Below are 15,078 nucleotides of genomic sequence, written 5' to 3' on the forward strand. Positions count from 1 at the left end.
TGAGGGAAGTGCTCCCCGCCTTCCCTTGCTGCGAGATGCGCTGTTGCGCGTCATTGCACGTCGTTGCGCTTCGGTGCGCGTCGTTGCGTGGATGCGCTGACGTACAGATGTGTGGGGTACCGGTGTACGTCATAGCGTCGGCGGTTGCGGTTGCCGGTACGCGCTAACGCGCCACACACCGAAGCGCTCAGGCCGCCGCTTTCATCCCTGAGGCTTGCGTCGGTTGACTCAACCACTCCATAGCGGCAGGCAAGCCACTTTCCTTGAGCGGCACGCCCGCAAGACGCAGCCCCATTTCGCAACCGGCGAGCGTCGCCAGCAACATCAGGTCGTTGCAGTCGCCGAGGTGGCCGATGCGGAACATGCGGCCTTTCATCTTGCCGAGGCCGGTGCCGAGCGACATGTCGAAGCGTTCGTAGATGAGCTTGCGCACCGCGTCGGCGTCGATACCCTCGGGCATCATCACGCCGGTCAGCACCGGGCTATACACAGCGGGATCCGCGCACTGGATTTCCAGACCCCACGCGCGAACTGCACGGCGGGTGGCTTCGGCAAGACGCTCGTGACGGGCGAACACGTTGTCGAGCCCTTCGCCGAGAATCATCTCAAGCGCCTCATTGAGCCCGTACAGCAGGTTCGTGTTCGGCGTGTACGGCCAGTAGCCGGTCTTGTTCATCTCGACGATGTCGGTCCAGTCCCAGAAGCTGCGCGGCAGTTTGGCCTGCTTGCTGGCGGCGAACGCCTTCGGCGAGATTGCGTTGAAGCTGATACCCGGCGGCAGCATCAACCCTTTTTGCGAGCCCGACACGGTGACGTCGACGCCCCATTCGTCGTGACGATAGTCAGCGCAGGCGAGGCCCGAGATCGTGTCGACCAGCAGCAGCGCCGGGTGGCCGGCGGCGTCGATCGCGCGGCGCACGGCGGCGATATCCGAAGTCACGCCCGTGGAGGTTTCGTTGTGCACAACGCATACCGCCTTGATCGCGTGCTGCGTGTCGGCGCGCAGGCGCTCCTCGATCATGTGCGGTTGAACCCCGCACCGCCAGCCCTCGATGCCAGGCAGGCCGAGAAACTCCGGCTTCAGCCCAAGGCTTTCCGCCATCTTTTTCCACAGCGTCGCGAAGTGGCCGGTTTCGAACATCAGCACGTTGTCGCCGGGGCTCAGCGTGTTCGACAGCGCCGCTTCCCATGCGCCGGTGCCGGAGGCCGGATAGATCACCACCGGTTGCTGCGTCTTGAAGATTTTCTTGATGCCTTCGAGCACCTTCAGACCGAGTTCGCCGAACTCCGGGCCGCGGTGGTCGATGGTCGGGTAGCTCATCGCACGGAGAATGCGATCGGGCACCGGGCTCGGACCCGGGATCTGCAGGAAGTGACGGCCAGCGGGGTGAAAGTCTAGCTTGAGCATTGGGCTCCTCCGATTGAATTTTGCATTCAAAAAACTATATCAGAGGAACTGTGACGTCCCCAAGACGAAAATTGTTCGTCGAGACCGGTGTTTACCCGCGCCCTTAACTAATCTGTGAGCTTCCGATAAAATCCGAACTAACGTGATGTTGAGGGCTTTTGTATGCAAAATTCGGATTTCGATGCGGGTGTGGCCGCTACTCCGCTGATGCCGAAGGTTGAGCGTCAGCGCTTGCACGACACGGTGGTAGAGCACATTCGCCGCTTTATCGTCGAGGGGGTGCTCGAGCCGGGCAAGAAACTGAACGAGCGCGAGTTATGCGAGACGCTCGGGATTTCGCGCACGCCGTTGCGGGAAGCGCTGAAGGTATTGGCCGCCGAAGGGCTGATCGAGATTTCGCCGAACCGTGGCGCGTCGGTGTCGAAGATGTCCGAAGCGGAGTTGCGCGAGACCTTCGAATTGATGAGCGGTCTTGAAGCTTTCTCTGGCGAACTGGCGGCGGAGCGGATGACGGCTGCCGAGCTTGCGGAGATCAAGGCGCTGCACTACGCGATGCTTGCTTGCCGGACGCAGAATGACCTGGCCGGGTACTACAGTCGCAATCAGTCGATTCACGACAAGATCAATGAGGCCGCGAGGAATTCAGCGCTGCGGCAGACTTATGTCGCTGTTAATCGACGCCTGCAGGCGTTGCGGTTCCGGTCGAATTTTCAGATCCCCAAGTGGGATAGCGCGATTCATGATCACGATGAAATGTTGAAGGCGCTCGAGGCGCGCGATGGAAAGAAGCTGAGCGCGATTCTTCGACAGCATCTGCTGGATAAGCGCGATGCGGTTTTGCAGGTGCAATCGAGGGAGGAGGTGGCGGGGGCGGTGTTGAAGGTTTGAGCGGGGGGTTTGCTTTGGGTGGTGGGATGGGATGTGTGCTTGCGGTGTTGGGTTGCTTCTGTTTTTCTACTTTGTAGGCACAAAGAACGGTGACGTCGCGGGAAAAATTCTGTCCCCCGCGTTTCCCCAAGCGTTGCAGCGCAGAAGAGCTGGCGTCCCCAAACAGAAGAGCTGACCTCCATGTTAGACATGCGGGCTGATGCTGCCCGACGCGACGTGAAAATCACATGGCGCAATTTTTAGTTAGCGGGCAGTTCCGGCGTTTCGTACTCGGGACCGTCAAGCGGCAGGAAATGCCACTCACCGGACTCGGAATTGAAGAATGCATACTGGTCCTGCTTCACCACGCCCCATTGCTCGATTTCAATCCCGCTCAGAGCATGTCGAATCCCTGCTCCATTCCACTCCATCTTCGTGAACATCTCACGCCACGCGAACATCCCTGCACTCTCGTATAGCCCACCTACCATTGCAAGTGCCCGATCATCGACCTCGAAGCTCGGTGCAGGGCTGCTGACAGGCTGGCGCAGCGGCATGCCAAAGGTCACAAACACTCCATCCTCGCTGACGAGCAACCGGCCCTGGTGTGCACCCCAGCCCATATGCAGCGAAGCGAAGTATTCGTCACCCACGCGGAAGGCTTCGATACCAAATTGCGCCGCCTTCGCAGGAGCAACCACCAGACCTTGGGTTGCACGCGCGATACCGGCAGCAAGTGCCGCATCGGCGTACGACAGGAAGCAGCGGACCGCATTCTCGTCGCCGAACTCGTCTGTGATCAGCCAGTGAAAAAGTCTTGGCTCTGCCACAGCTTTCTCGTTGACTAGCACATAGACTTCAGGACACGTGAAGCAGGAACGCGAAACGGGATCGGGCTGCATCATTCCCCACATTAAAGAAGACTCGAAATCAAGTGACAACCGCAGGCAGCCTGATGGCTCTTCCGCGCGACAGGCACACCGTGATCCGTGATCTTGCTATCGCCTTCGAGGATCACGTTGGGTTGCACATCGGGATGCTTTTGGCACCTTACGAGGTCGCCCTTGCGGGCCACGCGCCGCCCGCCGTAACGCATGGCTTCGGAAGCGGTGATGACTTCGCCGCCATGGTCCGTGGTGTCACCCAGACGGATGAGGTCGATCATGGATTGCTCCTTGGCTAGTGCGTGTTGGGTGGCGGGAACGGGTTTACAAGATCAGCAGTGCGGACCCAGCCGGTTGTGACTCGGCCTGGATTCGCGACATTCACCCGCGGGTCTGCGAAGCGTACATAGGAGAACTGATCGCGAGTCTGAAGCACGATGACTCCGTCCCGCTTGCTCAGATACCCTTTTCTCGCAACAAATTCGCCGGCCCGAAGGTCGTAGAAAAAAGACTTGCGATTGGCAAGACGAATACCTGTTGCAGGGATTCTCTTCTGCACGGCAAATATCTCCCCCCCGACCTTATCGCGCGGATAAGACACAAACGCACCCAGTGCGTTCTCGCACCCCGCCTGCCCTACGTCAGTGCGAATGAGCCACGTCGCATCCCTTTTATACAAAACCCCGTCGATATCGAATGACCTATCACGACCGGCAAACGTAAAATCACTTACCCTTGAAACAAAGGTAAGTATTCTTACTTCCGAATAGGGAGATTGTGCATGCTGTTTAACTTCATTTCCGACTTGCACAAACAGAAAAGAGCACGACCTCTTATCATCCTCAGCATCATAGTACCCCGTTAGCACACCATTAGCATTTACTACGACAAGCGCCTGATTATCAAAAATAATTCCCTCCGAACCCCATGCAAATTGCGCGAAAAACAAACACAAGACCAACGCGACAACCTTATTTAAATTTTTCATAAAAATTTCTCAGATTTTTAGCGTAGTCAGGATTATTATCTTCCCAGTTACCGCCGTTATATGCTGAAGCTACTCCCTTCCAATCGTGGGATCGGAGAGCCTCGATACCGTGAGGCTTCACGTTCTTCATAAAGAGAGCAAAGATATTCATCTGTCCGTTCGATCCGGACATGAATTTGTTTGCAAATTCGAATGACGTCACACATCCGCAAGCTGCATACTCGTGGGCGAGGATCTGGAACCCTCCCCAAGAACAAGCTTGTATAGCCAAATCAAAATCAAGCTCTGCCGCCTGCGCAAGCTTTTCATATTGGTGCAAGCCCTCTGGACCATAACCCCCAGATGTCAAGAAACACAGATCAGGAAACTGCGGGTAGGGATTTTTAAATGGCTCAATTTTCTTCTTCACTCCCTTCTTATGGGCCGCCTGCACTGCCGCTGCCGCCTGGCTTTCATACCTTAATTGCAGCAACTTATAAAAACGATGGCGCTCATACCTAATTTTTGGCAGCCCATTTATTTCAAATGGAATTCCAGAACATTCTTGCATAACAATTGCCTTGATAGCAGCAACCTCAACATTCAGTTGCATTGCCATGGCCTTGTACTGTTCCTCAGAAAATGTACTGGGCGACGGGTAATTCAGACGGGAACCAAGCACATTCAAGACAACCGTACGTGGTTTCCCATCATCAACCACCTTGTATTGGTGTTCGATAGTGATTTTTGTCTTCTTCTTATGGGTTTGTTCATCTTCCGTCACTTCCTTCTTGCGCGTCGGTGTATCTTTTTTGACCTTGCCCTGCTCGGTGACCTTCTGTGACCAACCGATATAAGGTCCGAACTCGTTCACGAGACGCTCTATGGTCATAATCTCGCCGTCGCGCACGACGGGTAGATCGACGTTCTGTTCCAGCTCTTCCTTCGGCGTCAGTTTCGTCGTCGCTTCAAGGTGATATTCGGGACTGACAATCGTAAATGCACTGATGTCCTTGCTCGGCGTCACAGTCGCCTTCCACTTGTATTCTCCGCGCTGGTTCTTTACCAGAATATCAATCGGCTGGTTACGTACGGCGTTCCGGATAGTTACGGCGTATCCATTCGCGTCCGTCGTGGCTTCTGCCTTGTTGTCGACCATTTGCGACAGCGCACTGGGAGTCGACGCTGCCCCGGGTGCCGAAGAGCGCGCCGTGTTTGCGGGATCGTCGCTATCCTCTCCAAGCTTCCACTCGGGTGCTGGCGGCGCACCCGTGCCAGCCTTGACCTGCACCGATAGCCCTTCAATAGGCTTTTGCAGGACATCCCTGAATACGACTGTTACTTCCACATAAGGAGCTGGCGGAGCTTTGGAACGCGCCTGACGGGTTGTGTGAAGCGGACGTGGCATCTATTAACCTTGACGAGTCACTTTAGAGGGATGGTCGATATCAAACTTGCTCGGAATCGTCATCAAGCTGATGTTGGTCGTAAGCGTCTTCGATCACCCCCCAAACTCCGGCTCCGATTTCGCACCTCGCCTTCACTGGCTCCAACGTGTTGACAATCAACGTCGCACCATCGCTCAACATGCCCTGCTGCTTGAGCGTGCCATCCGGGAGACAGATCCGATATGGCTGGTTAAAAAGCGCCAACCCATCCCCCTGGTTAGCGACGACTGTGCTGACGTCAAATGTCTGTGCGTACAACTCTTCCGGGTTCTGTGCCAATGGCGTAACCGGCATCACGGGCAAAGGAACTCGTTGGGACGACGCAGCAGGCACGTCCCACGACGGCGTCTTTTCCAGAATCGGTCCCGGCGAGCCGTTGACGATCCCGCTGCCGTTGATCTGGATATATGAACCGCCAGCGCCGATCCAAACTTCCCTTGCCGCAGTAATCACCACCCGGCCGTCCGTGCTGCTGATGGTGAGGTCTTTCAGTGCGGCCAGCGCCATCTGATCGCTCTGCGCCTGGATGTCCACACGGCCCTTCGCCGCCATGAACGTCATCCCCTGCCGGTACGCAAACAGCGATATCGCGCCGCGCACCGACACGTGACACGAACGCCCCGCCGACACGCTGTAGTCGCGGCCCGCCGTGATTGCGTGATCGTCCACACTCGCCATGTGCGTGCTGTTGGTCGCAGTCGTTGCGATGCCCGCCGCGCTCGCGAGCACTACATCCGGCCGTGTCATTTCCGGCGACGGGTTGTCGGTAGTTTTCGCACCGCCCCTGACTGCATCGTTCTGCATCCTGATAGTTTGCGTTGCGTCCTGCTGGCTTGCCTCCGCCCCTTGCGCCTTGTGCTGCTGGGCGAGCCGCGCCAGCGCTTCGTGCTGGTCGCCCGCCTGCGTGAGCCGCTGCACCGTCTCGCCCATGTCCTTCACGGGCTGTGCTGCACCTGCGCGCGTCTCGGTCGTGACCAGCATGCCCCGGTTTGCGCGGAATACCGCCCATGCATCCGTGGCGAGTTCAGCCCCCTCACCGCGCGCTTCCTGGCGACCAGCACCACTCACGATGCGCGTGTTGTATCCCAGCACCAGCCGCGACTGCGCATGATCGCTTGTCACCTGTACCTGAAGTTTCCCCGGTGTATCGTCAGCCACCAAGCTATTGGACTTGCCGCCGTCCAGATCACGGCTGAGGAGCCCCGTGAGGGCCTCGTTCTTAGGCAGATCCCATGGCGGCTGGTTGAGCTGGTTCACCATCCGGCCGGAGATATAAGGCTTGTCCGGGTCGCCTTCGTGGTAACTGACGGTGACCTCCTGCCCAACTCTCGGCAATGCCACAAATCCGAATCCGTTACCCTGCCAGGGTGAAGAAACCCGCACCCAGCAGCTGGAACTCAGGTCCCGCTTACCTCTCCGATCCCATACGAACTGAACCTTGACGCGTGCGTAGCCGTCGACCCATATGGGTCTGTCCTGTGGTCCTACGACAACCGCGGTCTCCGCTCCACAGCGCGGCTTCTTTGTCTTTGGGCGGTTCTTGAAAAACGTATTGGCCGGCTGCAGCACAAATTTCGTCACGCACTGGTATTGCACTTTGCTACCAGATAGCCGGCTCGTCTCATCGACATTACGGATGTCAATCGTGGTCGAAGCCACCAGGTACTCGGTATTGGCCTTTTCCAATGGGTAACCCTCAAGGTGGAAGGTCCGACCCGTCGTCAGCCCCCGCAGATTCCCCGTGCCTCGGGCCCGCAGCCTGCGGCAGCGCAGCGCATCGACGCGCACCCGCGCTAGATCCCGAGCCTCCTGCGCATAGATGTTGGGCTCGCCGGAAAGCCCCGACGCTCCGGCCAGCGGCTGCGAATAGTCACCCCAGCCATAGTGCTCGGCGTTCGCCAACGACGCGTCACCCTCATCGCGCTCCACCACACCTAGGTTCGCACGCGACCGGGTATAGTCGTAATCGATCAGGCTCACTGCACCTGCCGTCAGTTCGCGCGAGACGTCAAGCCTGAAAATATGCTCCTCGTCAATCTGTTTGCCGTCCGGCGCGTAATAGCGGATGGTTTCGTATGCTTCACCGTGACGTTTATGCGCCCCAGGCGAATCGCACAGCACCAGGGTCGAACCTTCCATGAAAAAGTACAGCCCCCATTCGCACCACAGCCTGCGAAGGAATTCAAAGTCGCTCTCCCACATCTGCCGGACATAGTCACGCTTCGGGTACACGCCGTCGAAGGCTGGTCCCGCCAGTCGCAACTCAAACGGATAGCCGTAGCGTTTTTCCTTCAGGACCGAATCCGTAATTTCCGCGACGTTCTGGTTCTGGAAAATCCGGTTCTCGCAGTTCAGTGTGGCAAGCCACAACCACGGACGTACTGTAAAGCGGTAGTACGCACGCCGGTCATCCGCGCCCGTACAGCGCACCTTCGTTATCAACCCAATAATCGCACGCCTGTCTGCACCTACATTGACGTCACCAGCCGCGCCTCGCGCTCCGGGTACGAAAGTGCCTTTACCTTCGAACTCGATCGATATATCCAATACCGTGCCGACTAATTTACCTGCGGAAACAAGTTCTTTCGCTTGCCCCAGACCAAGTGTCGGTTCATCCACGGTCATCACGTCGACCGTGTATTTGAACAGCTTGCCGAGTTTGTCGAAACCAGACAGGCGCTGGGCGGTAAGAATCGGTTGGCCTCCCCAAACCGGTAGAGCCGAACTGGATATGGCCAACGTGCGAGACTGGACTGCTTTGAACATGAGTATGAAACTCCGTGGCTAGTCGCGTATCGGCGTGGTACCGCACTTCGAGCACCCGACCGGAAGTCCCTCAGGAGTGGTCTGGATACCCAGACGGGCAGCGTCTACCGTGGTCTGGATCACTTTGACGCAGTGATCTGCGATGTCGCCGGGACGGTACATATCGTCCGTATTCTGGTTTTTCATTGTTGAGTCTCCCTGTTGCAAATCGTGACAGATCACGGTTCGACAAGGATGCTGAGAGATACAGCATTCGCTCAATAGGACGTGTCCTAAAACGAGAAAATTAAAAACAGGCGGGAGTACTGAAAAAAGAGACGGCCGTCGCAGCTCCCAAAAAGAGAGACGCGTGGCATAACGAAGTGCCATCGTCCCAGATGATAGTGCGAGAGGTGTGGCGCAGGATCATCGTCGTGGAATACCTCAAACCATCTCTGGCGTCCCTGACGCTCCTCATAAATCACTCACTGCCTCGCCTATGCGCTCCGGCCCGATCCTCTAAAGTTCTCCACAGAATTTGTTGGCAAGCCTGTGGATAACAGCCCCACAACTGCGCCAAGCTATTGATGTAAATAAATTCGTGCGTGCTGCATCGTCGTCCGCAATACAATCGGCGTGATTCAACTACGCCGATTGCAGCCCATGACACTGGTCCCAACGGGTTCGCGAACGGGAATAGCGCGTTCGTCGAGTAGACGGAAACCTGCTTCAGCTATATCTAGTCAGAAAACCTGAAGTCATTGACTACGGTTCAATCCGGAAGCCTTTCGGAGGTACGATGAAGAATGGGTAGAAACTTCTTGCGCATTCCATGATATCCGGCGGCCCGTACAGCACCCCGGTGCCCCACGACCGATCACCAAAGGCGATCCACTCACCCGGCACAGGCATCACAACATAGTGTTCAGAATTGGTTCCCAAGGAATCGGCAAGACTGCCGCCTGGGTCCTCCAACAGAAATTCAAAGAATTCGTCATCTGTATTTTCTGCCCGATGTAGGAAGCCCGGATATTTGCCAAAATGGAAATTAAAATAGTCGAATGGGTCAGGCTTCAAGACCAGAGTGGCGAAATCAGTCGTACCCTTAAGGGAGAGCAGTTCTTGAACAAGTTCGAAGAACTTTTGAGTCTGAAGATCGATAGTGTCGAAATAAAGCAGCTCCGTTGACGGCCTGTCGCGAAGCATCCGGACACCCTCGGTCGCACGCTCCCAAAGCGGCATGAATTCGCGCTGCTTGTGTATAAAGTCAATCATATCCATGATTTTTTAAGCTTACCGCGCAGATGCAAGTCTGATTCCTTATGCAAGTGCCGGCTTCGATATCCAAAGTAACGTGTAACTAGGTCGGACGGCTTTCTACCCCTTGCACCCGGTGACCGGAAGCAGCATGAATGCACCCAGCAGACGAGCCGCCACGCTCGCTGAACTCCCAGTAACTCCCTTGTTTTTCATAGTCATCCTTATTGGTTGTACTTGTTTGCAGCCCAAGCACCCTATAAGGAGCTTTCCACACCGGCTATCCGACAACTCTTAAAATTACGAATACCTTGGATTCGCACAAGAGATGCTTTCAGCGGCATTCACAACAACCTGTAGGAGATCACACAGGCACCTATCAGGCATCACCGCTTGCAGTCAGCGATAACAGGAAGCGGGTATCCCCCACCCGCTCAGCCGCAGGCAGAAACACCTTCGTGTGATAAAAGGAAACCCTCCACTCTTTGCCACCCATCGAGGCTCCAGCATGTCCTCCGTCATGGCCTTCAAACTTGTCCTGCTATCGCTCGCCGCGATGATAGGTCTCCAACTGCTCGCCAAGCGGCTGCAACTCCCACCGGCCGCAGCGCTCCTGGTAGGCGGAGCAGCGATGGCCTTCGTGCCTGGACTGCCGCCCGTCAATCTCGATCCCGAACTGGTCCTGATCGTCTTCCTGCCGCCACTCCTGATGGACGGCGCGTACTTCTCCGTGTGGGACGAATTCAAGCGCAACATCGGCGGCATACTGCTGCTCGCGATCGGCGCCGTGGCCTTTACCACCTTTGCGGTCGGCGTGGTCGTCCATTGCGTCGTGCCGGCCTTACCGTGGAGCGCGTGCTTCGCGCTGGGCGCGATCGTCTCGCCGCCTGACGCCATCGCAGCAAAAGCCGTGCTCGAACGCGTCGCGCTGCCGCGTCGGTTGATGGTGCTCCTCGAAGGCGAAAGCCTGCTTAACGACGCCGCCGGCATCGTCCTGGTTCGCTTCGCCGTCGCCGCCGCGCTGACCGGCACGTTCAGCGCTCAACACGCGCTCGGGCAGTTTGCGATGCTCGGCCTGGGCGGTGTGGCAGTGGGCATCGCGATTGGTTTCGTGGTCGTCAAACTGCTGCGCAGCCTCGACAACACCTATCTCATCATCACCGCATCCGCACTCTCCCCGTGGATCAGCTACATCGCAGGTGATGTGCTGGACGTCTCGGGCGTCATCGCGACTGTCAGTTGCGGGATGGTGCTCGGCTGGCATCAGCATGAAGTCTTCTCAGCCGCGGTGCGCATGCGTGGCACGGCTTTCTGGCAGGTCCTGATCTTCCTGATGGAAGCGCTGGTGTTCATTCTGATCGGCCTGTCGCTGCGCGGCGTGATCGTGCGGCTGGGCGGCGTCGGCGACACGCTGAACGCGTTTGCACCCGCCGTCGGCGCAGTGATCGCAGTCGTCGTGCTGTCGCGCTTCGTGTGGGTGTTCGCCGTCGAATGGTTGAAGGGACTGGTGTGCAAGGTCATGCGGCGCACAAACGTTGCGCTCGACTGGCGCTCGTCGACGGTGACGAGCTGGGCCGGCATGCGTGGCGTGGTGACGCTGGCGATCGCGCTCTCGTTACCCGAGGCGATGCCGGGGCGCGATCTGATTCTGGTCGCGTCGTTCGCGGTAATTCTCGTGACCGTGCTCGGCCAGGGAACCACGATTGGCGCGTTGATTCGCTGGGTCAAACTAGATAGCGTGAAGGAGCATAACGAGCGGCATCTGACTGAGCCTCAGGCGTGGGCGAGGGTCGAAGCGGCGCAGTTCGCCGCGATCCAACCGCTCGTGCACGACGCACAGGGCCAGGTGATCCATCCGCGCCTGCTGGAGCAATACAGCTATCGGGCGCGGATGACCGAAACCTACCAGGACCTGACGGAATATCCCACCGATGTTCGCACCGCGCATTACGACGTTGTGCTCGCCGCCATAGCGGCCGGTCGCAGCGAGTTGTTGCGAATGCACCGGTCAGGCTTGATTCATGATGAACTGCTGACCGAGCTGGAGCGGGATCTCGATTTGCAGGAAATCGCCGCGTTACATGGGAGGGGATGACCCGGTCGCGTCTGATGCTAGTCGAGACGCGACCGGTCGAACCACGGCGAGATTCAGTGGCCTTTGAAAATATCAAGCAGTTGATTTTGCATTTGCATCATTTCGTGCGCGTGCTTCATCTCCATCTGCGCCATCGTGTCCTGATACTCCATGTCCATCTGCATCATTTTTTGCTGGATGGCGATGGCCTGCGTACGCTGTTCAGGTGTCAGCTTGTCCATCATCATGCTGTACTCGGGCGGCATCAGATAGGTGCCCGCACGCCCTATTCCCTGTGCTTGTACGGAACCCGCCGCAAGCGCGAGCGGCAGCAGTCCGCACATCAGTACGGCTCGGATCGATTTCATGTCATCTCCAGTCTTACGTGAGTAGCCCGGTTTCAGGAAGAGCTACATAAGCGACGTTCAGGTACTCAGACTGGCTTGCAGCGGTCGATCCATTGCATATACCAGGTCCGAGGATGCAACACCTGGGGCGGGCCGCCATGCACGATCGTCCAGGTGTTTCAGGGGTTTAGTCGCTAGCAATTACTGGAAATGACACCTTGGATAAGATTTTTGCCGGTGATTTTTCTTCTATGCGGCTGTCACTTTCGCCGCGACGCGCCGACTAATCCCGCCACGCCGAGCCCAGAATCATCGTGCAAAAATTCTCACGATGGTAATGCGGGTCTTTCAGCGCCAGCACGTCCGCTTTTACATTGCCGAACGTCGTCTCCGGTTTATGAATCGTGCCGTGTGCGAATGCATCGATGATGCCTTCCTTGAAATGCGCGCCGCGCGGATGCGCATGCGTGACCTCATGCCGTTGCTGTTCGCTGAACTCATCGTAAGCGAGGCCGAGCACGTCCATTTCGACGCCCGCCGTGACCAGAGCGACCACCGGCTTCATATACTGCGGAATGCCAGGCGTCGTATGCAGCGCGATCGAATTCCACACCTGCTCGATATCGTCTTCGCCGATGCCGTGGCGCCGCAGAAAATCCCGCGCCGCGTTCGCGCCATCCACTTCGAATCGATCATGCTCGCTGCTATACGGCGCAACGAGTCCCATGTCGTGAAACATCGCGCCGATGTACAGCAGTTCCGCATCGTATTTGAGTTGCTTGCGTGCGCCGGCCAGAGAACCGAACAGGAACACCCGGCGCGAATGGTGATACAACAGTTCGGTTTCGGTATCGCGCACGAGTTGCGTCGCTTCGCGCGCCATCATGCTGTCGGGAATCTGGATGCCTGCAATCGTGGTCATGTTAAGTGCTCCGTGAAAGACTTGAATGAACCGGACGCGCGGTCTTTGTGAGTCGATAGCGCGTTTGGTATGCTGGTCCGCGATGCGTTTTCCGAGCTTTCAGGCCACGCATCCGATGAGGTTCAGTATTGGTCAGCGCACTGTCCCGGGCAATCGCCGTGCACCGTCGAACACTGCCAAACGCACTACGTTGACTGCCGCGGCCTGCGGATTCCATCCATCGTCAAAGGAAATCATTCGATGCCTACCGTCGCGATCGCGATTTTTCCTGGTGTGCAGGCGCTCGACGTCGCCGGTCCGGTCGATGTGTTCTCCGAAGCCAATCGGTTCATCACGCCGCAGGATCGCTATGAGGTCACGCTGCTCAGCGCGGAACCGGGGTCGCTGCGTGCGTCCAACGGCATGACGCTGACCGCCGACACCACTTTCGAAAAAGCGCGCCGCCCGTTCGACCTTGCGCTGATGGCGGGCGGCCCCGCACTGCCCAACGATGCCGCGCCCGACCCACGTTTGCTGGAATGGTTGTCGCAAGTCGCCACGCAATGCGAACGTTATGGCTCGATCTGCACCGGCGCGTTCGCGCTCGGCCATGCCGGGCTGCTCGATGCGCGCAATGTCACCACGCACTGGCAGCACGCGGCGCAACTCGCCGAGCAATTTCCGCAAGCACGTGTCGATTTCGACCGGATCTATCTGCGCGACGGCAACCTGGTTACGTCCGCGGGCGTGACGGCGGGTATCGATCTGTCGCTTGCGCTGGTCGCCGAAGATCATGGGCCGCAAACGGCGCTTGCGGTGGCCAAGCGATTAGTGGTCTTTGCACAGCGGCAAGGCGGCCAATCGCAGTTCAGCCCCTACCTGACCGCATCGGCCGACGAAACTTCGCCGGTCGCCAAAGTGCAGGCACACGTGATGGAGCGGATTCGCGAAAGCTTCACAGTCAAACAGCTGGCGGATGTCGCGGGAATGAGCGCCCGGAATTTCGCTCGCGTGTTCGTGCAGGAAACCAGGGTGACGCCGCACGAATTCGTCGAACGTGCACGCGTGGATGCGGCGCGCAAGTTGCTGGAGAGCAGCGGCGCGGCGCTTAAGACGATTGCCTACGACTGCGGTTTCGGCACGGCCGACCGGATGCGCATTGTCTTCACGAAACGGATCGGCGTCACGCCGATGCAATATCGCGAGCGCTTTCGCTCTACCTGACGGCCGCATGAAGGCGACACGAAGAAGAGGATAGGAAGACAGCGGCAACAGGATAAGCACGCAGCATGAGCGCAGCCAGAACACCGCCGAAACGCAGCCTGAAGCACCGCACCGCTGCAAGCATCGAATATAGCGTGAGAAAATGACGGTCTTCTCACGCAACGATCACAAGGAACGACATGTCCACTTCTTCTCCGATCCGCGCGATCGTGACCGGCCACACTCGCGGCCTCGGCGCATCTCTTGCTGAACAACTGCTGGCGCGCGGCGTCGCGGTACTGGGTTTGTCCCGCTCGCGTCACGCCACGCTTAAAGCGCGCTTCCCGGCGCTGCTCGAAGAAATCGAGCTCGAACTTGCCGATCCCTCGCGCGTCGCCCAATGGGTCGCAACCGATGCACTGCGCCGCTTCGTCAGCGGCGCGCAAAGCGTACTGCTGATCAACAACGCGGGCATGGTTCAGCCAATCGGACCGATCGAAGGCCAGAACGCCACGGACATCGCGACCGCCGTCAGTCTGAACGTGGCCACGCCGCTGATGCTGGCAAGCGCACTCGCCGCAGCCAGCGTCGACGCGACCGACCGGCGCATCGTGCATATCTCGAGCGGCGCGGCGCGCAACGCGTATCCCGGCTGGAGCATCTACTGCGCGACCAAGGCCGCGCTCGATCATCACGCACGCGCCGTTGCCCTCGACGCGAATCGCGCGCTGCGTATTTGCAGCCTGGCGCCTGGCGTCATCGATACGAATATGCAGGCGGAAATTCGCGGCAGCGGCACCGAGCAGTTCCCAATGCGCGAAAAATTCGAAGACCTCAAACGCAACGGCCAGCTGTCGACGCCCGAACAATGCGCGACCCAGTTGCTCGATTACGCGTTCAGCGATGCATTCGGGCAAACGCCGGTAGCCGATATTCGCGAGATCGCAAAACAGGCCTGACTCGCGGGCGCCCTGCTC

The 15,078-nt window shown here is 58.0% G+C and carries 13 protein-coding genes; 4 read left to right on the forward strand and 9 right to left on the reverse strand.

The window, feature by feature from the left end; all coding sequences use genetic code 11:
• Positions 1-187: 187 nt before the first annotated feature.
• A complete protein-coding gene (locus ACOSV0_RS36665; protein ID WP_434112955.1) occupies positions 188-1,408 on the reverse strand; it encodes a pyridoxal-phosphate-dependent aminotransferase family protein in 1,221 nt (406 codons plus the stop codon).
• A 162-nt stretch (positions 1,409-1,570) separates the two neighbouring features.
• Between ACOSV0_RS36665 and ACOSV0_RS36670 the strand changes: the two genes are divergently transcribed.
• A complete protein-coding gene (locus ACOSV0_RS36670; RefSeq protein WP_434112956.1) occupies positions 1,571-2,296 on the forward strand; it encodes a GntR family transcriptional regulator in 726 nt (241 codons plus the stop codon).
• A 239-nt stretch (positions 2,297-2,535) separates the two neighbouring features.
• On the opposite strand, the gene ACOSV0_RS36675 is transcribed toward ACOSV0_RS36670, so the two are convergent.
• The 6 genes from ACOSV0_RS36675 to ACOSV0_RS36700 form a co-directional block, all read right to left on the reverse strand.
• On the reverse strand, positions 2,536-3,189 hold the full coding sequence (locus ACOSV0_RS36675; RefSeq protein ID WP_434112958.1) for a hypothetical protein: 654 nt from the start codon (positions 3,187-3,189) through the stop codon (positions 2,536-2,538).
• Positions 3,189-3,440 (reverse strand): PAAR domain-containing protein, encoded by a 252-nt coding sequence (locus tag ACOSV0_RS36680; RefSeq protein WP_434112959.1) that lies wholly within the window; start codon positions 3,438-3,440, stop codon positions 3,189-3,191. Before ACOSV0_RS36680 ends, ACOSV0_RS36675 begins: the two co-directional genes overlap by 1 nt.
• 14 nt (positions 3,441-3,454) lie before the next feature.
• On the reverse strand, positions 3,455-4,147 hold the full coding sequence (locus ACOSV0_RS36685; protein WP_434112961.1) for a hypothetical protein: 693 nt from the start codon (positions 4,145-4,147) through the stop codon (positions 3,455-3,457).
• Positions 4,131-5,534, reverse strand: coding sequence for an N-acetylmuramidase family protein (locus tag ACOSV0_RS36690; protein ID WP_434112963.1), 1,404 nt, complete (start codon positions 5,532-5,534; stop codon positions 4,131-4,133). Before ACOSV0_RS36690 ends, ACOSV0_RS36685 begins: the two co-directional genes overlap by 17 nt.
• A 40-nt stretch (positions 5,535-5,574) precedes the next feature.
• Positions 5,575-8,340, reverse strand: a complete 2,766-nt coding sequence (locus ACOSV0_RS36695) for a type VI secretion system Vgr family protein (protein WP_434112965.1) — start codon at positions 8,338-8,340, stop codon at positions 5,575-5,577.
• Between the two features lie 744 nt (positions 8,341-9,084).
• Positions 9,085-9,600 carry a hypothetical protein gene (locus ACOSV0_RS36700; RefSeq protein ID WP_434112967.1) on the reverse strand — a complete coding sequence of 172 codons (516 nt, stop codon included), beginning with the start codon at positions 9,598-9,600 and terminating at the stop codon, positions 9,085-9,087.
• Positions 9,601-10,084: 484 nt separating this feature from the next.
• Between ACOSV0_RS36700 and ACOSV0_RS36705 the strand changes: the two genes are divergently transcribed.
• Positions 10,085-11,671, forward strand: coding sequence for a Na+/H+ antiporter (locus ACOSV0_RS36705; RefSeq protein ID WP_434112969.1), 1,587 nt, complete (start codon positions 10,085-10,087; stop codon positions 11,669-11,671).
• Between the two features lie 53 nt (positions 11,672-11,724).
• On the opposite strand, the gene ACOSV0_RS36710 is transcribed toward ACOSV0_RS36705, so the two are convergent.
• Together ACOSV0_RS36710 and ACOSV0_RS36715 are read right to left on the reverse strand one after the other, a co-directional pair.
• Positions 11,725-12,018 (reverse strand): hypothetical protein, encoded by a 294-nt coding sequence (locus ACOSV0_RS36710; protein ID WP_434112970.1) that lies wholly within the window; start codon positions 12,016-12,018, stop codon positions 11,725-11,727.
• A 262-nt stretch (positions 12,019-12,280) separates the two neighbouring features.
• Complete coding sequence (locus ACOSV0_RS36715) at positions 12,281-12,919, reverse strand: HD domain-containing protein (protein WP_434112971.1); 639 nt, start codon at positions 12,917-12,919, stop codon at positions 12,281-12,283.
• Between the two features lie 240 nt (positions 12,920-13,159).
• On the opposite strand from ACOSV0_RS36715, the gene ACOSV0_RS36720 reads away from it, so the two are divergent.
• Together ACOSV0_RS36720 and ACOSV0_RS36725 are read left to right on the forward strand one after the other, a co-directional pair.
• On the forward strand, positions 13,160-14,122 hold the full coding sequence (locus ACOSV0_RS36720; RefSeq protein ID WP_434112973.1) for a GlxA family transcriptional regulator: 963 nt from the start codon (positions 13,160-13,162) through the stop codon (positions 14,120-14,122).
• 179 nt (positions 14,123-14,301) lie between these two features.
• Positions 14,302-15,060, forward strand: coding sequence for an SDR family oxidoreductase (locus ACOSV0_RS36725; protein ID WP_434112975.1), 759 nt, complete (start codon positions 14,302-14,304; stop codon positions 15,058-15,060).
• Positions 15,061-15,078: the final 18 nt, after the last annotated feature.

The organism is Paraburkholderia caffeinilytica (assembly GCF_051027425.1).
Classification (GTDB): domain Bacteria; phylum Pseudomonadota; class Gammaproteobacteria; order Burkholderiales; family Burkholderiaceae; genus Paraburkholderia; species Paraburkholderia caffeinilytica_A.

Bases quoted from the DNA above. Each gene is read 5' to 3' on its own strand.
- ACOSV0_RS36665 (WP_434112955.1), bottom strand. From the start codon at position 1,408: ATGCTCAAGCTAGACTTTCACCCCGCTGGCCGTCACTTCCTGCAGATC.
- ACOSV0_RS36710 (WP_434112970.1), bottom strand. From the start codon at position 12,018: ATGAAATCGATCCGAGCCGTACTGATGTGCGGACTGCTGCCGCTCGCG.
- ACOSV0_RS36680 (WP_434112959.1), bottom strand. From the start codon at position 3,440: ATGATCGACCTCATCCGTCTGGGTGACACCACGGACCATGGCGGCGAA.
- ACOSV0_RS36705 (WP_434112969.1), top strand. From the start codon at position 10,085: ATGTCCTCCGTCATGGCCTTCAAACTTGTCCTGCTATCGCTCGCCGCG.
- ACOSV0_RS36700 (WP_434112967.1), bottom strand. From the start codon at position 9,600: ATGGATATGATTGACTTTATACACAAGCAGCGCGAATTCATGCCGCTT.
- ACOSV0_RS36715 (WP_434112971.1), bottom strand. From the start codon at position 12,919: ATGACCACGATTGCAGGCATCCAGATTCCCGACAGCATGATGGCGCGC.
- ACOSV0_RS36685 (WP_434112961.1), bottom strand. From the start codon at position 4,147: ATGAAAAATTTAAATAAGGTTGTCGCGTTGGTCTTGTGTTTGTTTTTC.
- ACOSV0_RS36725 (WP_434112975.1), top strand. From the start codon at position 14,302: ATGTCCACTTCTTCTCCGATCCGCGCGATCGTGACCGGCCACACTCGC.
- ACOSV0_RS36690 (WP_434112963.1), bottom strand. From the start codon at position 5,534: ATGCCACGTCCGCTTCACACAACCCGTCAGGCGCGTTCCAAAGCTCCG.
- ACOSV0_RS36670 (WP_434112956.1), top strand. From the start codon at position 1,571: ATGCAAAATTCGGATTTCGATGCGGGTGTGGCCGCTACTCCGCTGATG.
- ACOSV0_RS36720 (WP_434112973.1), top strand. From the start codon at position 13,160: ATGCCTACCGTCGCGATCGCGATTTTTCCTGGTGTGCAGGCGCTCGAC.
- ACOSV0_RS36675 (WP_434112958.1), bottom strand. From the start codon at position 3,189: ATGTGGGGAATGATGCAGCCCGATCCCGTTTCGCGTTCCTGCTTCACG.
- ACOSV0_RS36695 (WP_434112965.1), bottom strand. From the start codon at position 8,340: ATGTTCAAAGCAGTCCAGTCTCGCACGTTGGCCATATCCAGTTCGGCT.